This is a genomic window from Demequina sp. NBRC 110057, assembly GCF_002090175.1.
Lineage (GTDB): Bacteria > Actinomycetota > Actinomycetes > Actinomycetales > Demequinaceae > Demequina.
The window spans coordinates 1-23269 of record NZ_BBRN01000004.1 but is presented as its reverse complement, the minus strand read 5'-3'; the positions used below and the strand labels follow the sequence as shown (position 1 = coordinate 23269).

At 70.0% G+C, this 23269-nt stretch carries 19 protein-coding genes; 11 read left to right on the top strand and 8 right to left on the bottom strand.

The genetic code is table 11. The features are described 5' to 3' along the window. Position 1: 1 nt before the first annotated feature. Together B7K26_RS04895 and ilvD are read right to left on the bottom strand one after the other, a co-directional pair. Positions 2 to 1852 carry an acetolactate synthase large subunit gene (locus B7K26_RS04895; protein WP_084077635.1) on the bottom strand — a complete coding sequence of 617 codons (1851 nt, stop codon included), beginning with the start codon at positions 1850 to 1852 and terminating at the stop codon, positions 2 to 4. Positions 1853 to 2291: 439 nt separating this feature from the next. Further along, positions 2292 to 3989: a dihydroxy-acid dehydratase gene (gene ilvD / locus B7K26_RS04890; RefSeq protein ID WP_084077634.1), complete on the bottom strand. Its 1698-nt coding sequence runs from the start codon at positions 3987 to 3989 to the stop codon at positions 2292 to 2294. A gap of 95 nt (positions 3990 to 4084) precedes the next feature. On the opposite strand from ilvD, the gene B7K26_RS04885 reads away from it, so the two are divergent. From B7K26_RS04885 to B7K26_RS04865, 5 genes are all read left to right on the top strand, one after another. Further along, positions 4085 to 4867, top strand: coding sequence for a MerR family transcriptional regulator (locus B7K26_RS04885; RefSeq protein ID WP_084077632.1), 783 nt, complete (start codon positions 4085 to 4087; stop codon positions 4865 to 4867). An 89-nt stretch (positions 4868 to 4956) separates the two neighbouring features. Continuing rightward, positions 4957 to 5637, top strand: coding sequence for an NADPH-dependent FMN reductase (locus B7K26_RS04880; RefSeq protein ID WP_159449610.1), 681 nt, complete (start codon positions 4957 to 4959; stop codon positions 5635 to 5637). A 154-nt stretch (positions 5638 to 5791) separates the two neighbouring features. Further along, a complete protein-coding gene (locus tag B7K26_RS04875) occupies positions 5792 to 6352 on the top strand; it encodes an NADPH-dependent FMN reductase (RefSeq protein ID WP_084077628.1) in 561 nt (186 codons plus the stop codon). Between the two features lie 224 nt (positions 6353 to 6576). After that, positions 6577 to 7911: a deoxyribodipyrimidine photo-lyase gene (locus B7K26_RS04870; RefSeq protein ID WP_084077626.1), complete on the top strand. Its 1335-nt coding sequence runs from the start codon at positions 6577 to 6579 to the stop codon at positions 7909 to 7911. A gap of 32 nt (positions 7912 to 7943) precedes the next feature. Further along, positions 7944 to 8354 (top strand): DUF1801 domain-containing protein, encoded by a 411-nt coding sequence (locus B7K26_RS04865; RefSeq protein ID WP_084077625.1) that lies wholly within the window; start codon positions 7944 to 7946, stop codon positions 8352 to 8354. Here the strand turns inward: B7K26_RS04865 and B7K26_RS04860 are convergent. Both B7K26_RS04860 and B7K26_RS04855 read right to left on the bottom strand, forming a co-directional pair. Beyond that, complete coding sequence (locus B7K26_RS04860; protein WP_084077623.1) at positions 8338 to 9267, bottom strand: 2-hydroxyacid dehydrogenase; 930 nt, start codon at positions 9265 to 9267, stop codon at positions 8338 to 8340. The two genes, B7K26_RS04865 and B7K26_RS04860, sit on opposite strands and share 17 nt — an antisense overlap. Before the next feature lie 166 nt (positions 9268 to 9433). Then, complete coding sequence (locus tag B7K26_RS04855) at positions 9434 to 10423, bottom strand: LacI family DNA-binding transcriptional regulator (RefSeq protein ID WP_084077622.1); 990 nt, start codon at positions 10421 to 10423, stop codon at positions 9434 to 9436. A gap of 126 nt (positions 10424 to 10549) precedes the next feature. Between B7K26_RS04855 and B7K26_RS04850 the strand changes: the two genes are divergently transcribed. From B7K26_RS04850 to B7K26_RS04825, 6 genes are all read left to right on the top strand, one after another. Further along, entirely contained in the window at positions 10550 to 11911 is a 1362-nt protein-coding gene (locus B7K26_RS04850; RefSeq protein ID WP_084077621.1) for an ABC transporter substrate-binding protein, read from the top strand. Between the two features lie 38 nt (positions 11912 to 11949). Then, complete coding sequence (locus B7K26_RS04845) at positions 11950 to 13008, top strand: carbohydrate ABC transporter permease (RefSeq protein ID WP_143340497.1); 1059 nt, start codon at positions 11950 to 11952, stop codon at positions 13006 to 13008. Further along, complete coding sequence (locus tag B7K26_RS04840) at positions 13005 to 13907, top strand: carbohydrate ABC transporter permease (protein ID WP_084077619.1); 903 nt, start codon at positions 13005 to 13007, stop codon at positions 13905 to 13907. Before B7K26_RS04845 ends, B7K26_RS04840 begins: the two co-directional genes overlap by 4 nt. 5 nt (positions 13908 to 13912) lie before the next feature. After that, on the top strand, positions 13913 to 16219 hold the full coding sequence (locus B7K26_RS04835; protein ID WP_084078541.1) for a glycoside hydrolase family 3 N-terminal domain-containing protein: 2307 nt from the start codon (positions 13913 to 13915) through the stop codon (positions 16217 to 16219). 76 nt (positions 16220 to 16295) lie between these two features. Further along, positions 16296 to 17696: an anaerobic C4-dicarboxylate transporter family protein gene (locus B7K26_RS04830; protein ID WP_084077617.1), complete on the top strand. Its 1401-nt coding sequence runs from the start codon at positions 16296 to 16298 to the stop codon at positions 17694 to 17696. 48 nt (positions 17697 to 17744) lie between these two features. After that, positions 17745 to 19097 carry a M20/M25/M40 family metallo-hydrolase gene (locus B7K26_RS04825; protein ID WP_084077615.1) on the top strand — a complete coding sequence of 451 codons (1353 nt, stop codon included), beginning with the start codon at positions 17745 to 17747 and terminating at the stop codon, positions 19095 to 19097. A 126-nt stretch (positions 19098 to 19223) separates the two neighbouring features. Here the strand turns inward: B7K26_RS04825 and gatB are convergent, their stop codons facing one another. The 4 genes from gatB to B7K26_RS04805 are packed head-to-tail and all read right to left on the bottom strand — an operon-like array spanning position 19224 to position 23162. Further along, positions 19224 to 20741, bottom strand: a complete 1518-nt coding sequence (gatB, locus tag B7K26_RS04820; RefSeq protein WP_084077613.1) for an Asp-tRNA(Asn)/Glu-tRNA(Gln) amidotransferase subunit GatB — start codon at positions 20739 to 20741, stop codon at positions 19224 to 19226. Then, the gene (gene gatA, locus B7K26_RS04815) at positions 20741 to 22249 is read right to left on the bottom strand and encodes an Asp-tRNA(Asn)/Glu-tRNA(Gln) amidotransferase subunit GatA (protein ID WP_084077611.1); all 1509 of its coding nucleotides are present in this window, start codon (positions 22247 to 22249) and stop codon (positions 20741 to 20743) included. The genes gatB and gatA overlap by 1 nt, the downstream gene beginning before the upstream one ends. After that, positions 22246 to 22545 carry an Asp-tRNA(Asn)/Glu-tRNA(Gln) amidotransferase subunit GatC gene (gatC, locus tag B7K26_RS04810; RefSeq protein ID WP_084077609.1) on the bottom strand — a complete coding sequence of 100 codons (300 nt, stop codon included), beginning with the start codon at positions 22543 to 22545 and terminating at the stop codon, positions 22246 to 22248. The genes gatA and gatC overlap by 4 nt, the downstream gene beginning before the upstream one ends. A 56-nt stretch (positions 22546 to 22601) precedes the next feature. After that, complete coding sequence (locus B7K26_RS04805) at positions 22602 to 23162, bottom strand: GNAT family N-acetyltransferase (protein WP_084077607.1); 561 nt, start codon at positions 23160 to 23162, stop codon at positions 22602 to 22604. Positions 23163 to 23269: the final 107 nt, after the last annotated feature.

Sequence of the window (23269 nt, the reverse complement as noted above, 5' to 3'; positions counted from 1 at the left end):
TTTACTCCTCCTCGCCGCGGTCCCACTCGGGGGCGATGCCGCGGGCGTACTGGATCTCGTCATTGCTGGTGCCTGCGGCGACCATCGGCCACACCATGGCGTCACGCGACACCGTGAAGTCCACGACCACGGGCTGGTCGTCGATCTCCATGGCGCGCTTAATCGTCGCGTCCACGTCCGCATCGGACTCGCAGCGCAGGCCCACGCAGCCCATCGCCTCGCCGAGCTTCACGAAGTCGGGGATGCGCTGGGTGCCGTGGCCGGTGTGCAGGTCCGTGTTGGAGTACCGCTCGTTGTAGAACAGGGTCTGCCACTGGCGCACCATGCCCAGCGACGAGTTGTTGATGATCGCCACCTTGATGGGGATCTCGTTGATGGCGCAGGTGACCAGCTCCTGATTGGTCATCTGGAAGCAGCCGTCGCCGTCGATCGCCCACACGGTGCGGTCGGGCTCGCCCACCTTGGCGCCCATGGCCGCGGGGACCGAGAAGCCCATGGTGCCCAGTCCCCCGGAGTTGATCCACGAGTTGGGGCGCTCGTACTTGATGAACTGGCTGGCCCACATCTGGTGCTGGCCCACGCCCGACGTGAAGATCGAGTCGGGGCCGGAGATCTCGCCCAGGCGCTGGATGACGTGCTGGGGGCTGGACAGTCCGTCGTCGGTGCGGGTGAACCCCAGGCCGTACGTGGAGCGCCAGTCGTCCAACTGAGCCCACCAGGCCTCGAGGTCGGGCTTGCCGTGCTGCTGGTGCTCGGCCGCGAGGGCGGGCACCAGGGCCTCGAAGACCTCCTTGAGGTCGCCCACGATCGGCACGTCGACGGCACGGTTCTTGCCGATCTCGGCGGGGTCGATGTCCGCGTGCACGATGGTCGCGTGCGGGGCGAAGCTCGACAACTTGCCGGTCACGCGGTCGTCGAAGCGGGCGCCCAGGGCCACCACGAGGTCGGCCTTCTGCAGCGCCGCGACGGCCGCGACGGTGCCGTGCATGCCGGGCATGCCCAGGTGCTGCGGGTGCGAGTCGGGAAGCGCGCCGCGGGCCATCAGCGTGGTCACGACGGCGGCGCCGGACAGGTCGGTCAGCTTGCGCAGGCCGGCCGATGCGCCGGAACGGATCACGCCGCCGCCCACGTAGAGCACGGGGCGACGAGCGGTGGCGAGCAGGCGCGCGGCCTCCTGCACGGTCTTCGCGTGGGGACGGGCTCCGGAGTTGAAGCCGGGCAGCTCGATGCGCTCGGGCCACTGGAAGTTCATGGTCGCCTGCTGCGCCGACTTGGCGATGTCCACCAGCACCGGGCCGGGGCGGCCGTGGGTGGCGATGTAGAACGCCTCCGCGATGGCCTGCGGGATCTCCTGCGGGTCCGTCACCAGCACGTTGTGCTTGGTGATGGGCTGCGTGATGCCGACGATGTCGGCCTCCTGGAACCCGTCGGTGCCGATGAGCGACGCCGCGACCTGGCCAGTGATCGCCACCATGGGGATCGAGTCCATGTTCGCGTCGGCGATGGGCGTCACCAGATTGGTGGCGCCGGGGCCCGAGGTCGCAATGCAGACGCCAGGTTTGCCGGTCGCGTGGGCGTAGCCCTGGGCGGCGTGGCCGGCGCCCTGCTCGTGACGCACCAGGATGTGGCGCAGCGTCGTCGAGTCCATCAGCGGGTCGTACGTAGGAAGGATGGCGCCGCCGGGAAGTCCGAAGACGTCGGTCGCTCCGGCCATCTCAAGGCTCTTGATGATCGCCTGAGCGCCGGTCATCTCCTGGCCGGTAGTGGCGGGCGCGGTGCCGCCGGCGGGCGCGGTGCGTCCCGCCTGGGGCGTCGCCAGCGCCGAAGGCTTGGGGGCCCTGACCTGTGCCATCTTCTCTCCCGTTTCTTCGTTGATCGTGAGGCGGCTCTCGCATCCGCCTCGCATGGAAAAACCCCTCGGCCGTGGTGGCTGTCGGGGTCTGCGCGCGGACGGTGCCTGACGTGGACTAGGTGTCCGCGCGCCAGCTAAGTACGAGAATCGTCTGCATGTCTTGAAGCGTACGCCCGCTTTTCGGGCGATGTCACCATCTGGACAACGAATCTCACATTGTGGTTCACCATCTTGAATAGTGAGACGATGGCGTGCCCTGGTGAGACGGCGGTGCGCTGCGGTGAGGCAGCACCGAGACCGTCACCGCCCACTAGGACACACACGCACCGACGAGCGCGCCATGGGTGACCACTGGGGCGCGCGGCACGAGGCAGGCCCAGCGCGCCGAGACGCACGAGGGCCCCGGGGATCACCCCGGGGCCCTCGTGAACGTCAGGCGTTAGCGCAGCACGGCGCCCGTCGACGCGGACTGCACGAGCTTCGCGTACTTGGCGAGCACGCCGCGCGTGTAGACGGGGGGAAGCGGCTCCCAGCCTTCGGCGCGCGCCGCGAGCTCCTCCTCGTCCACCAGCAGGTCGAGCGTCTTGTTCTTCACGTCGAGGCGGATCTTGTCGCCGTCCTTGACGAATGCGACAGGACCGCCATCGACAGCCTCGGGCGCCATGTGACCCACGCACAGGCCGGTGGTGCCGCCGGAGAAGCGACCATCGGTCACGAGCAGCACGTCCTTGCCCAGGCCGGCCCCCTTGATGGCGCCAGTAATGGCGAGCATCTCGCGCATGCCGGGGCCGCCCTTGGGGCCCTCGTAGCGGATGACGACCACGTCCCCGGCGGTGATGGTGCCATCGGCCAACGCGTCGAGCGCGGCACGCTCGCGGTTGAACACGCGAGCGGTGCCCTCGAACACGTCGTTGTCGAAGCCAGCGGACTTGACGACCGCGCCCTCGGGGGCGAGCGAGCCCTTGAGGATGGTGATGCCGCCGGTCTTGTGGATCGGGTTGTTGAGGTTGCGGATGACGCGACCGTCGATCTTCTTGGGGTTCAGCTCCTCGAGGTTCTCCCCCAGCGTCTTGCCGGTCACGGTCAGGGTGTCGCCGTGCATGAGGCCCTCGTCGAGCAGCGACTTCATGACGGCAGGCACGCCGCCCACGCGGTCCACGTCGTTCATGACGAAGCGGCCGAAGGGCTTGAGGTCACCCAGGTGCGGCGTGCGGTCCGCGACGCGCGAGAAGTCGTCGAGCGTGAGGTCCACCTCGGCCTCGTTCGCGATGGCGAGCAGGTGCAGGACCGCGTTGGTCGAGCCGCCGAAGGCCATCACCACGGCGATCGCGTTCTCGAACGCCTCCTTGGTCATGATCTGGCGCGCGGTGATGCCCTTGCGCAGCATGTTGACGACCGCCTCGCCCGACTTGTGGGCGTAGTAGTCGCGGCGGCGGTCGGCCGAGGGCGGCGCCGCCGAGCCGGGAAGCGACATGCCGAGCGCCTCACCCACGGAGGCCATCGTGTTGGCGGTGTACATGCCGCCGCAGGCACCCTCGCCGGGGCAAATCGCCTTCTCGATCGCGAGCCTGTCCTCCTCGGACATCAGCCCGCGCTGGCACGCGCCCACGGCCTCGAAGGCGTCGATGACGGTGACGTCCTTCTCGGTGCCGTCGGACAGCTTGACGTGGCCGGGCATGATCGAGCCGGCGTAGAGGAACACCGAGGCAAGGTCGAGGCGCGCGGCGGCCATCAGCATGCCGGGCAGCGACTTGTCACAGCCGGCGAGCAGGACGGACCCGTCGAGGCGCTCGGCCATCATGACGGTCTCGACCGAGTCGGCGATGACGTCGCGGGACACGAGGGAGAAGTGCATGCCCTCGTGGCCCATCGAGATGCCGTCGGACACGGAGATGGTGCCGAACTCGAGCGGGTAACCGCCGCCGGCGTGGACGCCGTTCTTGGAGGCCTGGGCGAGGCGCTGCAGCGACAGGTTGCAGGGGGTGATCTCGTTCCAGGAACTCGCGATGCCAATCTGGGGCTTGGCGAAGTCCTCGTCGCCGAGGCCCACGGCGCGCAGCATGCCGCGCGAGGCCGTGGCCTCGATGCCATCGGTGACCTGTCGTGAACGGGGCTTGATGTCCGGCGTCGTCGTCATGATGGCGAGTCTAGAACCGTCCGGACGGCCGATGCTGCGGTCGCCTCATATTGCGGGTTGCGCTTGACGTTGCGTCAACTTCTACGCTGGGCTCCATGACCACGGACCCCGCCACCGCATCGGCTGTCGACACCCTGGACATTGCCGCCGTCGCCCGCCTCACCGGCATTACGAGCCGCACCCTGCGCCATTACGACGCCATCGGGCTGCTCACGCCGGCGCGCACCTCCCCCGACGGCCGCAGGCACTACGGACAAGCAGAGCTGCTGCGCCTGCAGCACATCCTGGTGCTGCGTGAACTGGGAGCGGGCCTCGACACCATCGCCCGCATCGTCGATGCCGACGACCCCACCACCACCCTGGCGCACCTGCGCGACCACCTCGCGGGCCTGACGGCGGAACGCGACCGCTACGCGCGCCTGGCCGCCACCGTGGCCCGCACCATCGACTCCCTCGAGAAAGGCACCACCATGACCCACGAAGAGATCCTCGACGGCTTTGACCACCGCCAGTACGAGCCCGAGGCCCGCGAGCGCTGGGGCGACGACGCCGTGGACCGCTCCAACGCCCAGTGGACCGCCCTGGGCAAGGACGGCCAGCAGCGCCACCTCGACACCCACCGCGAGGTCGTGGAGGCGCTCGGCGCGGCCATTCGCGTGGGGCTCACGCCCGACTCGGCCGAGGTCCAGAACATCGTCGCCCAGCATCACGAGTGGCTGTCGCTGTTCTGGACCCCCACCGCCGAGACCTACCGCGGCATCACCCAGATGTACGTGGACGACGAGCGGTTCCGCCGCAACTACGACGAGGTTGCGCCGGGCGCCGCCGTTCTCCTGAGGGACGCCGCTGACATCTGGGCGGGCAAGCACCTTCCTTAAAGACTCGGGAATATCGCCTGACAGGCGAGGCGTTAGAGCGGTCAGTCGCCGCCCGACCGGGGCGGCCAGCCCCGTGGAAGGGACTCCCCGTGACGACGCTCGGCCTGCTCATCGGCTCACTGCCCCTGGCCCGCACCCAGCGCCACCTCGCCCACTTGCTTCAGGACGCCGCCCCGGCGGGCACCACCATCGTGGAGCTCGACCCGCACGCCCTTCCCCAGCACGCGCCCTACGAGGACGTCCCCGCGCCGGCCGACGCGCTGGCATGGAAGCGCCAGGTCGCCGAGGTGGACGGGATCATCGTCGTCACCCCCACCATCGAGCGGTCCATCCCCGGCGCGCTCAAGAACGCCATCGACTGGGCGGGCGGCACCGCCGGCCCCAACGCACTGGCCGGCAAGCCCACCATCATCGCCGGCGTCAGCCTGGGCTCCCTGCCGCGCTTCGCGTCGATCCAGCACCTGCGCGGGGTCCTCGGGGACCACGGCGCGGCGCTGCGCTCGCAGCCCGAGGTCGTCCTCTTCGCCGACCCGCACACCTCGTTCGACGCCGAGGGCAAGCCCACCGACCCCGACCTCGTGGCCGAGGCCGCCCAGCTCGTGTCAGCGGCGGCAGGCCTTGCCGCGCACGAGCGTCGCGCCAGGATCGCGACCCCGGTGACCGGGGTTCCCGCCGTGGCATCGGCCACGCGGACGATCGACCCCGTCACCGAGGTCCTCGCGGCGGCCCCCGGTCCCCAGAGCCCCGCCGTCGGCATCCCCGCCGCGTAACGCCGCGGCTCTCGGCGGAGCGCGATCCGCACGCACCAGCGCCACGGATCGCAATTGCATGATTGTGGAATAGTTGACGGGTCATCTATTGTTGGAGAGGTCGTCGCTGAAGAAGCCGACGCCTCCCCTTCCCTCACCTTGAAAGGACACTGCCATGACCCGCATCGGCATCATCGTCGGCTCCATCGCCGAGGCCTCCATCAACCGCCAGGTCGCCACCGTCCTGCCCCACCTCGTCGCTGACGAGGACGTCGAGTTCACGTTCCTCGAGTACAAGGACCTCCCCTTCTACGACTACGCGCTCGACGCCGACTACCCGCAGGTCGCCCGCGACTGGAAACAGTCCATCGCGGACGTCGACGGCGTCATTATCGTCACCCCCGAGTACTCGCGCTCCATCCCCGGCGTCCTGAAGAACGCCCTCGACTGGGCCGCCCGTCCCTGGGGCGAGGGTGCCTTCGCCGGCAAGCCCGTCGCGATCATGGGCGCCTCGATCGGCCCGTCGGGCACCGCCGCTGCTCAGCAGCACCTGCGCGCGATCCTCGGCCACTACGACGCCCCCACCATGGGCCAGCCCGAGACCTTCTTCCACTACCGTGCGGACGCCTTCGGCGCCGACGGCTCGCTCCAGGACGACGCCGCTCGCGCCGTGCTGAGCAACTTCGTCAACGCGGCAGTCGCGCACGTGAAGCAGTTCGCGCGCGTCTCCGCCTGACCCCACCGCCGCCCCTCGCGCGCCCGCGCGCGTGAGAGGATGGCAACAGATGTGAGCGCGGCCTCCCTCTTACCCCCCTCCCGGAGGCCTGCCGCTCCTCGCACGCGCGGTGCACACCACCGCGCCAGTGCACACCAGCAACGGCCGTCCGGGAACACCCGGGCGGCCGTTGCGGTTGGTGCCCACATGAGCTTTCCAGGCACGACGCCCCACGGACGCATCCGATGACCGGCCTGTGGTGGGCACGCCGCGACCTCCGGCTCGCGGACAATCCCGCCCTCACGGGCGCCCAGGAGGACGGCGGCGCGGCGGCGGTGTTCGCGTGGACCGACGGCATCACGCGGTGGTCGGGCCGTCGCAGCGCCCACCTCGCCCGCGTCCTGTGGCAGTTGCGCGACCAGGCGGGCGGCGCGCTCGCCGTGCGCAGGGGTGCGGCTGATGCCGTGGTTGCCCAGGCGGCCCGGGAGGCCGGGGCCGCAGTGGTGTGGGCGGCGCGAGAGTTCACGCCCGCAGGGATCACCGAGCAGGACGCGGCCGCCGCCGCCCTCGAGGCCGACGGCCGTGAGTTGCGCCTCATCGGCTCCCCCTACGCCGTCGCGCCGGGCCGCGTGCGCAAGGCGGACGGCGATCCGTACAAGGTGTTCACTCCCTTCCGGGACGCGTGGCGACAGCACGGCTGGCGCTCCCCCGCCGACGCCGGCGACCCCGCCTCCCTGCGACCGCTCGCTCCCCACCAGGACGACATCGACCTCGACCAGCGCGCCGCCCACGGCGACGCCTCCGATCCCCTGGTCGAGCCCCACGAGTTCCGTGAGGACCGGTTGCTGGCCGACCTCGACGCGTTCATCGCCGACGACCTTCGGCGCTATCGCGACGACCGCGACAGGCCGGACCTCGACGGCACGAGCCACCTCTCGACGGCGCTCGCCTTCGGCCAGATCCACCCGCGCACGGTGCTCGCCGCCACCGCCCGCGAGCGCCACCCGAGCGCGCGGGTCTTCGAGTCGGAGCTCGCCTGGCGGGAGTTCCACGCCGACGTGCTGTTTCATCACCCCGGCGCGCGCCGCGAGTCCCTCACCCCGGTGCTGCGCGAACGGGACTGGCTCGACGGCCGCGACGCCGACGAGGCATTCACGGCCTGGCGCGATGGCCTGACGGGTTTTCCGCTGGTGGACGCGGGTATGCGCCAACTCGCCCAGACGGGGTGGATGCACAATCGCGTCCGCATGGTGGTCGCGAGCCTGCTCGTCAAGGACCTGCGGGTGCCGTGGCAGCGCGGCGCCGACCACTTCCGGCGCGCCCTCGTCGACTACGACCACGCGCAGAATCAGCTCAACTGGCAGTGGGTCGCGGGGACCGGCCGGGACGCCTCGCCGTTCTTCAGGATCTTCAACCCGATGACGCAGGCGGACAAGTTCGACCCCGCACGGCGGTACGTCGAGCGGTGGGTGCCCGAGGTGGACACCCCCGCGTATCCCGCGCCCATCGTCGACCACGCCACCGAGCGCCGCATCACCCTCGACCTCTACCAGGCGGCCAAGGCGGAACGCTCCTCCTAGCGACGGCGCGCGGCGGGGAGTACGTTCGGAGCATGCGCGACGCCGATGTCGACCTCTGGATGGGGCATTACACGAGCCCCATGAAGGACGTCGTCCAGCACCTGCGCTGGATCCTGCTCGCCGCGGACGACCGTGTCGAGGAGAAGATCAAGTGGGAGACCCCCACCTTCTCCTACCGCGGCGACATCGCGTCGTTCTATCCGCAGGGGTCGATGGCCGCCGTGCTGGTGTTCCACAAGGCGGGCCTGCTTCCCGTCACGTTTCCCGGACTCGAGCCCGCGCCGCGCGACGGCCGCGTCATGCGCATCATCTCCATCGCCGAGGCGGAGGACAGGCGAGACACCATCGAGGACATCGTGCGCGCGTGGATCGCGTGGCGCAACGGCGCCGGCAGCGCCGTGTCCCTGACGATGGCCGATGCCGGGGTTACGCCACGCGGTTGACCGGCCCCTGACCTGCTCGCAGCGACGCCACCTGGCGGTGGACGAGGTCGACGTAGCGGCGGTCGGTGAGCTGGTTGAGGCCCGCGACGTGCGGGACCACGATGCAGCCGGGTGCCGAGAACAGCGGGTGGTCGTCGGGTAGTGGCTCGGGATCGGTGACGTCGAGGGCGGCGCGCAGGCGGCCAGAGCCCAGTTCGGCGAGCAGCGCGTCCGTGTCCACCACCGCGCCGCGCCCGACGTTGACCAGGAGCGCGCCGTCGGGCATGGCCGCCAGGAAGCCGGCATTCGCGAGGCGGTCGGTGCTGTCGTCATGGGGCGTCACGAGGACCACGATCTCGGCGGACGGCAGCAGCGTGAGGATGTCGTCGATCGCGTGCACCGTGGTGCCGTCGGGGGCGATCCGCGCGGAACGCGCCACGCCCTCGACGTGCGCCTCGCACGCCCGCATCCTTGCGCCGATCGCCGCACCGATGGAGCCGTAGCCCACGATGAGGACGCGCCTGTCGGCGAGCGAGGGCGCGGTCGCCCACGGTTCCCACCGGCCGCGGCGCTGCGCGTCCAGGAACTGGGGGAGGCCCCGCTGGCTGGCGAGGGTCAGCGTGAGTGCCATCTCGGCGGTCCGGGTGTCGTGGACACCGCGCGCGTTGCACAGCGCAACCCCGTCGGGCACGAACGGCAGGGCGTGCTCGAACCCTGCCGACGGGATCTGGATCGCCTCGAGCGCCGGCAACTGCGCGAGGCGGCCGTAGACCTTGCGGCCGCCGGTGCCATGTGCCAGGCACGCGAGGCGGATCTGGTCGGCCTCGGCGGGAGGCTCGCCCGCCGCCGGGTTCCACACGATGAGCCGGGCGTCGTCGCCGAGGTCGCCCACGGCATCGGCTACCTCCTGGGAGGGAACGGAGACGGTGATCATGCGCGCCAGTGTGTCACGGGCGCGTCACCGCTCTCATCACCCACACTTTGAACCACTCGACGCCCCGACACGCCGGCCCGGCGCGCTCAACGGGCGGGGGCTCCCGGCGTGTCGCGGCTCGAACCGGTTCGTATCGTGGAGCAAAACCAGGGTGAACCGCCACGTGTCACGCGCGCGGTGGCCCGCACGTGTCGCGCAACACCAGCGACGTCTCGAGCCGCACGTGCTCCGAGTGCTCACGCCCCTCGATTCGATCGAGCAGCATTCGCATCGCCGCTGCACCCATCTCCTGGAGCGGCTGGCGGACCGTCGTGAGCGCCGGGGAGGCGAGGCCGGCCTCGGGAATATCGTCGAAGCCCATCACGGAAAGATCGCCGGGGACCGACAGCCCCATCTGCTGCGCCACCTCCATGGCGGCGAGGGCCGTGAGGTCGTTGGCTCCCATGATCGCCGTCGGCGGTTCGGCGAGTCTCAGCAACGCCATCGTCGCCTCCGCGGCATTTTCGGGCGCGTACCGGGTCTCGACCACCAGCTCAGGGTCGACCGGGATGCCCGCCTCCGCATGCGCGTGGCGGAACCCTGCCTCACGCAGGTGAGACGAGTCGAGCTCGTTGCGCCCTCCCAGGAAGGCAATCCGGCGATGGCCGAGCTCGATGAGATGTTGGGCGGCGCGTTCGGCCCCCTCGAAGTTGTCGACGTCGATCGTCGGCAACCGGTTCGGCCCATAGTGAGGGTCGATCGCGACGATGGGCACCACCGTCTCGGCGTCGAGCACGGTGGGGGTGACGATGACCGCGCCGTCGATCAGCGTGCCGCCCAGGCGGGCCAGCGAGCGTCGTTCCCACCCGTGGGTGTCCCCGCCCGAGTGCGACAGCAATTCGTAGCCCGAGCCGTGCGCGGCTTTGGCTGCGCCCTTGAGGAGCTCCGCCGAGAACGGCTCGAAGTCCGCGACAAGCACTCCGAGCACGTGCGTCTGCTGCGCCCGTAGCGACGACGCCGAGAGGTTCCCCGCGTAGCCCAGCTCGTCGATCACCTGCTGCACCGTGGCGATCGTGTCCTTTGACACCCCGTAGCGCCCATTGACCACCTTGGACACCGTGGCAACGGACACACCGGCACGCTCGGCCACATCCGACAGCTTCACTCGCGGTCCCATGTCCCGCATCGTAGCGCCTCGCATCCTCGTTGCGAAAACGTTATCGATAACGTTTGACACCACCCATACCCGCTGTCAGACTCTCCGGTGTTCGGCTGGTCAACGAGGACTTGAGAGGACACGAACATGACGCACTTCCGTCGAGCGGGCGCCATGGTGGCGTTCGCGTCATCGGCAGCACTGCTGCTCACCGCCTGTAGCTCGGATTCCGAGCCCGAGGGGTCCGAGAACCCCGACACCACCTCGTCCGCGGCAAGCGGCGACTCCGACGCGCCGGTCACGCTCACGTGGTGGCACAACGGCGTCGCCGGCGACACGGGTGAAAACTCGCTGGGCGACTACTGGGACAAGGTCGCGGCCGATTACACCGCGGAGCACCCCAACGTCACCATCGAGATCGAACAGATCCAGAACGAAGACCTTCAGCGCACCCGCATTCCCACCGCGCTGCAGTCCGGCGATGCCCCCGACATCTTCCAGCAGTGGGGCGGCGGCGAACTCGCGGCTCAGGCCGAAGCCGGCTACCTGATGGACCTGTCGGAGCCGCTGGCAGACGACATCGAGCGTCTCGGTGGCGCGGTGGCCCCGTGGCAGGCGGACGGCGTCACGTACGGCGTTCCCTTCCAGTTCGCCGTCGAGGGCGTCTGGTACCGCAAGAGCCTCTTCGAGCAGGCGGGCATTACTGAGGAGCCCACCACGATGGATGAGCTCAGCGACGCCGTCCAGAAACTCAAGGACGCAGGCATTACCCCCATCGCCGTGGGCGCCGCAGACAAGTGGCCCGCCGCGCATTGGTGGTACAACTTCGCGCTGCGCTCGTGCTCGCAGGACACCATGAGCACCGATACCGCCGCCCTCGACTTCTCGAACCCGTGCTGGCTCGATGCGGGCACGCAGCTCGAGGACTTCCTTGGCACCGAGCCGTTCCAGGACCAGTTCATGTCCACCGTCGCGCAGACCGGCGCCACCTCGTCGGCCGGCATGGTCGCGAACGGCGAGGCCGCGATGGAACTCATGGGGCAGTGGAACTACTTCGTGTACGAGGGCTTCACGGACGGCTCCGACGAGGCGATTCAGGCCTTGCACGACGACCTTGACTGGTTCCCCATGCCCGCCACCTCCTCCGGCGAGGGTGACCCCACCGCCTCCATGGGCGGCGGCGACGGCTTCTCCTGCTACAAGGACGCCCCCGCCGAGTGCGCGGACTTCCTGTCCTACCTGGTCTCGGACGACGTCCAGCGAGGCTACGTCGAGGCCGTCGGCGGCCTTCCGGTCGCCCCCGCGGCCACGGACGCCATCACCGACCCCGTGCTGCAGGAGATCGCGCAGACCTCGAGCAATGCGGGCTACGTGCAGCTGTGGCTCGACACCCTGCTCGGCACGAACGTGGGCGGCGCGCTCAACGACGGCATCGCCGCGCAGTTCGCCGGCACCGGCGACGCGCAGAACACCGTCGACCTGATGACGGCCGCGGCCGCCACGCAGTAAACCCTCCGGAGCACCGACCCCCAGAAAGCGAGATCTCCGTGACCGCACTGGAGACCTCGGGCACGGGGACCGTCCCCGCCGCCGGCGCAGCTGCGCCGGCGGCGGGTGGCGCCCTCGGACAGCCCGTCAGCGACCACCCCCGCCGCGCTCGGCTTCGCCTGTGGGGAGAGCTCGCGCTCTTCCTCGGCCCCGCGCTGGCACTCTTCCTGACCTTCGTCGTCTACCCCGTGATCTCCGCCGCCCGGTACTCGCTGTACCAGTGGAACGGCGTCGAGCAGTTCGAGGACGCCGACTTTATCGGCCTCGAGAACTACGCGCGGGCCCTCTTCGGCGGCACCGACGAGGCGACGAAGAGCGCGTTCACCACCGCCTACGCCGAGCCGTTCCAGGCGGCATTCAGCCACACCATCGGCATCCTGGTGCTGTCGATCGTGATCCAGCTCCCCCTCGGGCTGCTGATCGCGCTCGTCCTCAATCGCCGCTTCCCCGGCCGCTCCGCGGTGCGCGTCATCCTCTTCGCACCGTACGTGCTCAGCGAGGTCATCGCGGGAACCATGTGGCTGATCATCTTCGACCCCAACGGCGTGGCCACCGAGCTCATGAACGCCGTGGGGCTCCACCCGCCGGCCGGTGGCTGGCTCGAGGATCAGACCTGGGGCTTCTGGGTCGTGTTCTTCATCATCACCTGGAAGTACATCGGCCTCGCCGTCATCCTGTTCCTCGCGGGCCTGTCCGGAGTTCCCCAGGAGCTCCAAGACGCCGCGGCGATCGACGGTGCCAGCTGGTGGCAAACCCAGTGGCGCATCAACATTCCCCTCATCGGCCCCACCATCCGCATCTGGGTGTTCCTGTCGCTGATCGGGTCGATCCAGCTGTTCGACATGGTGTGGGTCCTCAACCAGGGCGGCACCACGGGCCAGTACTCGACCATCGCCACCTACATGATGCAGATCGGCTTCTTCCGCAATGACTGGGGCTTCGGCTCCGCGATCGCCGTGATCATGTTCATGCTGTCGTTCGTCGTCGCCGTGTTCTACGTCCTGTTCGTCCTGCGCCGCGACAACTCCGACGCCCCCAGGAAGGTGAAGCGCGCATGACCGCCACCGCCACTGCCACCACCGCATCGGCCCCGCACAAGAGCGTCGCTCCCCCGCACCGCCGCTACGCGCGCGGCGAGGGCGCGGGCCGCGCCAACTGGCTGTCGATCTGCGTCGCGCTCGTCGGCGTCGCCGTCACGCTCGGCCCCATCATCTACCTCGTGGTCGGGGGCCTGCGCACCCAACAGGACCTCTCGACCAACCCCACGGGGCTCCCCAGCCCCGTCATGTGGTCCAACTACGGTGACATCCTCGCCAACGACGTGTTCTGGCGTCAGGCGGCCAACTCGCTGCTCGTCGCGGTGCTGACCACGGCCGGCGTCGTGCTTTTCGGCACGATGGCCGCCTACCCCTTGGCGCGTTATCGCTTCAAGGGCCGGGAGGGGATCTTCATGATCTTCACGACCGGCCTCATGTTCCCGCTGTCCGTCGCGGTGCTGCCGCTGTACCTCCTGCTGAAGGACCTCGGGCTGAGTGGGCTGCCGGCGCTGATCGTCCCGCAGATCGCCTTCGGCCTGCCGATGACGATCATCATCCTGCGCCCCTTCCTGCGTGCCCTGCCGATGGAGCTCGAGGAGGCGGCGTTCATGGATGGGGTGTCCCGCATCGGCTTCTTTTGGAGGATGCTGCTGCCGCTGGCGCGGCCCGGGATGGTGACGGTGGGCGTGCTCGCGTTCATCGCATCGTGGAACGCTTACCTGCTGCCGCTGCTGCTCCTCACGGGAGACCCGCGTGGCATGACGCTGCCGCTCGGCATCACCACGTTCCAGGGTCAGTACGCCTCGGCGACCACGCTGATCATGGCGTACACGTCCCTCGCGATGATCCCGGCCCTCGTGTTCTTCCTGCTGATGGAGCGCAGGATCGTCGACGGCCTCACGGGGGCGGTGAAGGGATGACCGCGATGACCGAGCAGACGGCCGATGCCGTCGCGAGGGCCCGTAGCCTCGTCGCCCGGATGACGCTCGACGAGAAGCTCGCGCAGATCGTCGGATTCTGGGAGGGCGAGGAGGGCGACGCCGTCGCTCCCCTCCAGGGCGAACTGCAGCACACCGGCCCCTTGGCCGATGCGATGCGGCACGGCCTTGGCCACATCACGCGCGCCTATGGCACGAACCCCGTCGAGGCGGACGCTCGCGCGCAGTGGCTCTGGGAGCGCCAGCGTTTCCTCGTCAACGAGACGCGCTTGGGCATCCCCGCCATCGTTCACGAGGAATGCCTCACCGGCCTCAATGCGTGGAAGGCCGCGACCTTGCCCACCCCTCTCGCGTGGGGCGCGGCATGGGACCCGGCGTTGGTCGAGGAGGCCGCGGCACTCGTCGGCGAGACGATGCGGGAGCTGGGCATCCACCAGGGACTCGCCCCCGTGCTCGACGTGGTGCGCGACCCGCGGTGGGGCCGCACCGAGGAGTGCATCGGCGAGGATCCTTACCTCGTCGGTGAGGTGGGGACCGCGTACGTGCGGGGCCTCCAGTCCGCCGGAGTCGACGCCACCCTGAAGCACTTCGTGGGGTATTCGGCATCGCAGGGCGGGCGCAATTTCGGGCCGGTCGCGATGGGACCGCGCACCCTCGCGGACGTCATGCTGCCCCCGTTTGAGATGGCGGTCTTGGACGGCGGGGCCCGCTCCGTCATGCACGCCTACACCGAGATCGACGGGCTCCCCGTCGCCACCGACCCCACCCTGCTCACGGGCTTGCTGCGCGACACGTGGGGGTTCGACGGCACCGTGGTCGCTGACTACTTCGGCGTCGCGTTCCTTCACCTCCTTCACCACGTGGCGGCCGATCACGCCGATGCTGCCCACCAGGCTCTCGCCGCCGGCATCGACGTCGAGCTCCCCACAGGCGACGCCTACCTTGCGCCGCTGCGGTCGGCCATCGAGGCCGGCGACGTCGACGTCGCCCTCGTGGACCGCGCCGCCGAGCGGGTCCTGGCGCAGAAGGCCAGGCTCGGCCTGCTCGACCAGGACTTCTCCGGTCCCGCTCCCACGGGAGTCGACCTCGACTCCCCCGCCCATCGTGCCGCCGCCCGGCGTCTCGCGGAGGAGTCGGTGGTGCTCCTTCACAACGACGGCATCCTGCCGCTCGCGTCGGGTGGCGGTCACGGCGACGGTCGTTCCATCGCCGTCGTCGGCCCCAACGCCGATCGCGCCGAGGCACTGTTCGGGTGTTACTCGTTCGTCAATCATGTGCTCGCGCAGCGCCCCGGAGTCGAGCGCGGGTTCGCCGCTCCGACAGTGCGCGAGGCGCTGACGGAGGAGGGCATCGGCCGGATCACCTACGCGCGCGGCTGCGCCGTCGACGACGACGATCGCTCGGGAATCGACGCGGCGGCCGCCACTGCCGCGAGCGCCGACGTCGCCGTCGTGGTCGTCGGTGACCATGCGGGCCTCTTCGGCCGCGGCACGTCCGGCGAGGGCTGCGATCGCGACGACCTCGAGCTACCCGGCGTCCAACGCGATCTCGTCGACGCCGTCCTTGCCACGGGTACGCCCGTCGTCCTCGTGCTCCTGACCGGCCGGCCGTACGCCATCGGCTGGGCGCTTGAGCGGTGTGGCGCGGTGGTCCAGGCCTTCTTCCCGGGCGAGGAGGGCGCGGGCGCCGTCGCCGGTGTCCTGTCCGGGCGGGTCAACCCCTCCGGCCGGCTCCCTGTCTCGGTGCCCCGGTCGACCGGATCCCAGCCCTACGGCTACCTGCACCCCCACCTGGGCGGGGCCTCCGAGGTCTCCAATCTCGACCCCGCCGGTCCGCTCGAGTTCGGACACGGGCTGTCGTACACGACGTTCGCCCACCACGACCTCGATGTCGAGGCGGAAACGCAGACCGACGGAGTCATCACCGCCGCCGTGACCGTCACGAACACCGGCGAGCGCGAGGGCGACGAGGTGGTGCAGGTGTACGCGCACGACCGCATCGCCTCCGTGACGCGACCCGTGGCGCAGCTCGTCGGCTTCGCTCGCGTTCGCCTCGCGCCGGGCCAGTCGCGAAGGGTGACGCTCTCCATTCCCGCCGCTCGCCTCGCGTTCTCCGGTCGCGACCTGGACCGCATCGTCGAACCCGGCGAGTTCGACCTGTGGACCGGCACCTCGGCAACGCGCCTCGCCACGACCGAGACGACCCTGGTCGGTGGAGTCCACCGCGTGACGACCGCAGACCCTCGGCGAACCGCCGTCTCGATCGAGGAGGCCACTCCCCCCTCCGCGGGGTAGCCCACCCGCCGTCGGCCCTCCCGGGCGACTATCGTCGCTCGTAGGGGGCCGACGGCGGCCCCGAGGGGGTGGGACGGTGACGCTCAACTTCGTGCTCGAGGCCCTTGTCGTGTTGGGCGCCATCGTGCTGGGAACCCGGGCGAGCGGCGTGGGCGTGGGCGTCTGGGGCGGGGTCGGCACCTTCGTATTGATCTTCGTCTTCGGCGAGGCCCCGGGCGACCCGCCCGCCGCGGCGATCGCGATCGTCCTCGGCGTGGTCACCGCGGCGGCCCTCATGCAGGCGGCGGGAGGCATCGACTGGATGGTCGCCATGGCCGCGCGGGTCATCGAGCGCAGGCCGCGCCAGATCACCCTCATCGCGCCGCTCACCGCGTTCCTGTTCTGCGCCGGCGCGGGAACGGGCAACATCGTCTATCCCCTGCTTCCCGTCATCTACGACGTCTCGTACCGCAACGGGATCCGCCCGTCGCGGCCCCTCACCGTCACCGTCGTGCAGTCCGGCATCGCGCTCGCCGCGTCCCCCGTCTCCGCGGCGATGGCGGCCATGCTCACCCTCACCGACGTCGCGCCGTACAACCTCGGTCTCGGCCAGATCCTGCTCATCACGTTCCCCGCCTGCGTCATCGGCATTGTCGTCACCTCCATCGTCGTCAACCGCATGGGGCGCGAACTGGTCGACGACCCCGACGTGCAGGCTCGCCTCGCCGACGGCCGCCTCGCCTCCCCCACGGCCGATGCCTCGGCCGCCTCCCGTACGGACGCTTCCCTCACGGACGGCGCCGCCACAGCGGCGCCCGCGCCAGCATCGGCCGCCCTCACGTACACGACCCGCGGCCGCAACTCGGCCCTCACGTTCCTTGCCGGCGTGTTCGCCATCGTGGCGTTGGGCCTGTTCCCCGGCCTGCGGCCGTCGTACACCGTCGACGGCACCACCACGCAGGTGGACATGACCACAACGATCATCCTCGTGATGTTTGTCGTCGGCGCCGTGATCATCGCCGTCGGCCGGCCGAAGGTGGGAGACGTGCCCAGCCAGTCGGTGTTCAAGGCCGGCATGATCTCCGCGATCGCGCTGTTCGGAATCGCGTGGCTCACCGCGACCTTCATCGCCGCTCACGAGGACTACATCGTGTCGACGGTCGGCGCCTGGGTCACCGACTGGCGCTTCCTGTTCGCGGTCGCTGTCTTCCTCGTCGCGGCCATGACGACGAGCCAGTCCACGGCGACGAGGACCATCGTGCCGATCGGCCTCGCGGCGGGGCTTCCCGCGGGCGTCGTGACTGGCATGTGGGCGGGGGCCCTGGGCGGCATCTACACGCTCCCCGCCAACGGCCCTCAGATCGCGGCGGCGAATTTCGACCTCACGGGGACCACCAAGCTCGGCACCAGGCTGATCGACCACAGCTTCTTTGTGCCCATGCTGATCCTGTCCGTGACCACCATCGCGGCGGGCGCGGTCATCGGCGCGCTGTTCTGAGCCTGGAGGGGACGCCCCGCACCGCCGTCCGGTGCCAGACTGGCTGTCATGACCATCGACCAGATTGAAGCCAAGGTCCGCTCCCTCATGCCCCGCGTCGTCGCCGACCTCGAGGAGCTCGTCGCGATCCCGTCGATCGCCTTCCCCGGGTACCCCGAGGAGCCGGTCCACCGCATGGCCGAGCGCACGCTCGAGCTGATCCGCGACGCGGGAATCGTCGACGCGCACCTCGCCGAAGTTCCCCACGGCTACCCGCCCATCTACGGCGAGCTCAAGGGCCCCGAGGGATCGCCGACCGTCGTCCTGTACGCCCATTACGACGTGCAGCCCGCCCACGCGTCGCAGGGCTGGACCACGGATCCGTGGACGCCCACCACCAAGGAGGACGGCCGGATCTACGGGCGCGGTGCCGCCGACGACAAGTCGGGGCTCGTCAGCCTCATCGCCACCCTGCGCGCCTTCGACGGCAAGCCGCCGTGCACCGTGCGCATCATCGTCGAGGGCATGGAGGAGACGGAAAGCAACCTCGAGGAGTTCGTCGAGGCGCACCCCGAGCTGTTCCAGTGCGACATGTTCGTCATCGCCGACATGGGCAACCTGCGCGTGGGCGAGCCCGTCCTCACCACCGCGCTGCGCGGCGACGTCTCCTGCACCGTGACGGTGCGCACGATCGACCACCCGCTCCACTCGGGTGTCTACGGCGGCCCCACGCCCGATGCGATGATGGCGCTCGCACGCCTGCTTTCCTCCCTCGTGGATGAGGCCGGCGATGTCGCCATCGAGGGCGTGACCGGCGGCCCGTGGGAGGGCGAGGACATGACCGAGGAGGACTTCCTCGCGGGCGCCGAGCTCCTGCCGGGAGTGTCCCTCCTGGGCACGGGAAGCATCGGCGATCGCCTCTGGGCAAAGCCGTCCATCAACGCGATCGGCATCGACACCACCTCGATCGCCGACTCCTCGAACGTCATCCTGCCCGCCGCGAGCGCCAAGATCTCCATGCGCATCGTGCCCGGCTCGAACCCCGAGGCGGAGCTCGACGCGCTCGTGACCCACCTCGAGACGCACGCGCCGTGGGGCGCCCAGGTGGAGGTGCAACGCATCAAGGCCGCTCCCCCGTTCCTGGCAGCGACGGACGGCCCCGGGTACGCCGCGGCCCGCGAGGCGATGACGGAGGCCTTCGGCACGGCCGCCGGCGAGTCCGGCTCGGGCGGGTCGATCCCGCTGCTGCAGACCCTTCACTCGGTCGCGCCGCAGGCCGAGTTCGCGCTGTGGGGTCCGGAGGACACGGCGCTGTCGCGCATTCACGCATCCGACGAGAGCGTGGACCCCGCCGAGATCGAGCGGATGATCGTCGCCCAGGCGCTGCTGCTCGAGAAGCTCGCGGCACGCGCCAGCAGCTAGCGGGAGCGCCCGGCCGTGTGCCGCTCAACACACGGGTGAAAAGCGTGAGGCCGGTGTGACTGGTGGGATGTCCCACCGGTCACACCGGCCTCGTGCGTCACTGCCGTGTGTTGAGCGGTACTGCTCCTAGCCCTCGACGCCCGCGCGCTGGAGGATGATCTCCCGCACGCGTCCGGCATCGGCCTGGCCACGGGTGGCCTTCATGACCGCGCCGACGATCGCGCCGGCGGCCTGCACCTTGCCATCCTGGATCTTGGCAAGGACGTCGGGCTGGGAGGCAAGCGCCTCGTCGACGGCGGCCTCGAGCGCGGAGTCGTCGGAGACGACCTCGAGCCCACGGCTCGACACCACCTCGGACGGCGATCCCTCGCCCGCGAGCACACCCTCAAGGGCCTGACGCGCGAGCTTGTCGTTGATCTTGCCCTCGTCGATGAGCGACTGGAGCTCGGCGATGTGCGCCGGGGTGACAGCGAGGTCGCGCAGCGTGACGCCACGGTCGTTCGCCGTGCGAGCGAGCTCACCCATCCACCACTTACGCGCCGCCTGCGGCTTGGCACCGGCCTCAACGCTCGCGGCGATGAGGTCGAGGGCGTCGGCGTTGATCGCGTCGCGCATGTCGGTGTCCGAGAAGCCCCACGCGTCCTTGAGGCGCGCGCGCATCTTGGCGGGGTGCTCGGGGATGGTGCCCCGCAGCTCCTCCACCCAGTCGCGGCTGGGCTCGACGGGCAGGAGGTCGGGCTCCGGGAAGTACCGGTAGTCCTCGGCCTGCTCCTTCGAGCGGCCGGGAGTGGTCGACCCCGTGTCCTCGTGCCAGTGGCGGGTCTCCTGCACCACGGGCTCGCCCGCGAGCAGCAGCTCGGCCTGGCGCACCACCTCGTGGTGGATCGCACGCTCGATGGCGCGGAGCGAGTTGACGTTCTTCGTCTCGGAGCGCTTGCCGAACGGCACCGCGGCCTGGTCCTCGCCAGCGGCGGCCTTGGGCCGCAGGGACAGGTTCACGTCGGCACGCACGGAGCCCTGCTCCATGCGACCGTCCGAGATGTCGAGCGCCTTCACGATGTCGCGAATGGTCGCCACGTACGCACGCGCGACCTCGGCCACGCGCTCACCCGTGCCCTGGATGGGGTGGGTGACAATCTCCACGAGCGGCACGCCGCCACGGTTGTAGTCGACCAGCGAGTGCGAGGCACCCTGGATGCCGCCGGTGCCACCCACGTGGGTGTTCTTGCCGGCGTCCTCCTCCATGTGCGCGCGCTCGATCCCCACCGTGACGACCTCACCGTCGTCGAGCACCACGTCGAGGGAGCCCTCGAAGCAGGTCGGCTCGTCGTACTGCGAGATCTGGTAGTTCTTCGACACGTCCGGGTAGAAGTAGTTCTTGCGCGCGAAGCGGCTCGAGTCGCGAATGGAGCAACCCAGCGACAGCCCCAGACGGATCGCCGACTCGACGGCCTTCTCGTTCACCACCGGCATCGAACCGGGGAGCCCCAGGCACACCGGGCACACCTGCGTGTTGGGCTCGGCGCCGAACTGGTTGGCGCAGCCACAGAACATCTTGGTCGCAGTGTTGAGCTCGACGTGGACCTCAATACCGAAGACCGGATCGAACTGCTCGAGAGCCTTCTCGTACGTCAGGCCAGCCATCACTTCACCTCCAGCTCGGGGGCCTGCGCGGTGAGCGCGCCGCCCCACTCGTCCACCAGCGCAGCCTCGAGCGCCGCACCCACCCGGTACAGGCGGGCGTCCTCGCGCGCGGGGGCCAGGATCTGGAAGCCCACGGGCAGTCCGTCCTCCGGCGCCGTGCCCGCGGGCAGCGACATGCCGGGAATGCCGGCGAGGTTGGCGGGGATGGTCGCGATGTCGTTGAGGTACATCGCCATCGGGTCGTCGACGCGCTCGCCCAGCTTGAACGGCGTGGTGGGCGTGGTGGGGCTCACCAACACGTCGACCTCGGCGAAGGCCGCGTCGAAGTCGCGCTGCACGAGCGTGCGCACCTTCTGTGCCGAGCCGTAGTACGCGTCGTAGTAGCCGGCGCTCAGGGCGTAGGTGCCAAGGATGATGCGTCGCTTGACCTCGTCGCCGAAGCCCTCGGCGCGGGTGGCGGCCATCGTGCGTTCCACGTTGCCCTTCTCGACACGCATGCCGAAACGCACGGAGTCGAACTTGGCGAGGTTGCTCGAGGCCTCCGAGGGGAGGATCACGTAGTAGGCGGCGAGCGCGTACTCGAAGGACGGGCAGGACACCTCGACGATCTCGGCGCCCATGGCACGCAGGTGCTCGAGCGCCTCGTCGAAGCGCTGCTTCACGCCGTCCTGGAAGCCGCCCTCGGCGCCCGAGAGCTCCTTGATGACGCCGACGCGCACCCCGCTGAGGTCGCGGCGCGCGCCGTCACGCGCGGCGTCGACCACCGCGGGGACGGGCTCGTCGAGGCTTGTGGCGTCCATGTCGTCGTGGCCGCCCATGACCTCGTGAAGCAGGGCGGTGTCGAGGACGGTGCGGGCGCACGGGCCGAGCTGGTCGAGCGACGAGGCGAGAGCGATAGCGCCGTAGCGCGAGACGCCGCCGTACGTGGGCTTCACACCCACTGTCGCGGTGACCGACGCGGGCTGACGGATCGAGCCGCCCGTGTCGGAGCCGATGGCGAGGGGCGCCTCGAAGGCGGCCAGCGCCGCGGCCGAGCCACCGCCGGAACCACCGGGGATGCGGTCGAGGTCCCACGGGTTGTGGGTGGCGCCATAGCCGGAGTGCTCCGTGGAGGACCCCATGGCGAACTCGTCCATATTGGTCTTGCCGAGGATCGGCATGCGAGCCTCGCGCAGCTTGCGCGTGACGGTGCCGTCGTAGGGCGGGATCCAGCCTTCGAGGATGCGCGAGCCGGCCGTCGTGGGCAGGCCCTCGGTGACGAGGACGTCCTTCACCGCGATGGGCACACCGGCGAGCGCGGGAAGGTCTTCCCCGTTCGCGCGGGCCTCGTCGACGGCGCGGGCCGTCGCCAGGGCTCCCTCGGCGTCGATGTGAAGGAAGGCGTGAACGTCGCCGTCCACTCCCGCAATCCGATCGAGGTGCGCCTGGGTGAGCTCGACGGAACTCACCTCGCCGCGCTGCATCGCGGCGGCCATGTCGGCGGCCGATGCACGGGTCCAGTCGGTCATGCGTCCTCCCCCAGGATCTGGGGCACGCGGAAGCGGCCCTCCTCGGCCTCGGGCGCGGCTGCGAGAGCGGCGTCCTGGGCCAGCGACGGCCGTACCGCATCGGGACGGTGCACGTTGGACAGGGGGATCGGGTGGCTCGTCGCGGGGACGTCCTCGCCGGCGACCTCGGCCACCTTGGCGACCGCGTCAACGATCACGGCCAGCTGGCCGGACAAGCGGTCCAGATCCCCGTCGGACATATCGATGCGTGCGAGCGCCGCGAGGCGCTCCACGTCGGAGCGTTCGAGGGAAGACATGGGCACGAGTCTAGTGGCGCATGAAGCGCGGCAAGGTGTCCGTCTTCTCGCCGCGCCTAGGGAGTCCAGTCGTAGCCGAGCAGCCGCACGGACCCGGGGGGCGCGTCGCCCGCAGTGACCCGCGTCGTGGTGCCGTCACGGTTGTCGACCACCACCCAGTCAAGGTCCTCCCGGCGCTGAAACCCCATGCGCTCGTACAGGCGGTGAGCCGTGTGCATCGAGTCCATCGTCGACAGCACCACCCGGCCAGCGCCGCGCTCGACCGCCATGTCCAGGGCGGCCCGCGTCAGCGTCGCGCCGATGCCGCGGCCGCGCTCGAGCGGCGACACCGCGAGCATCCGCAACTCAAACTCGTCCCCCTGGGCGACCTCGACAAGGGGCGACCCGGGGCCCACGAGCGTGATGGTGCCCACGATCGTGCCGTCGCCCTTCTCCCCGTCGGCCATGACGAGCAGCTCAGCCTCCTGGGCGCGGGTCCGGGCGTCCCTAAGTTGAGGAATGTACGGGTGCGCCTGGTCCACCAAGCCATCAGCCAGATATGCCAGAGCCGTCAATTGACCGATCTCGGCGAGCCGGCTGGTGTCGTCTGGCGCCACTGTGCGGATGCGTTCAGCCATGCGAACCACCCTAGTGCGGGCGTCCACGAGCCGCACGGGCATCGGCGTGTGACGGGTGGGGAATGCGCGAAGGCCCCCACCGTGTGGTGGGGGCCTTCGCTTAAATG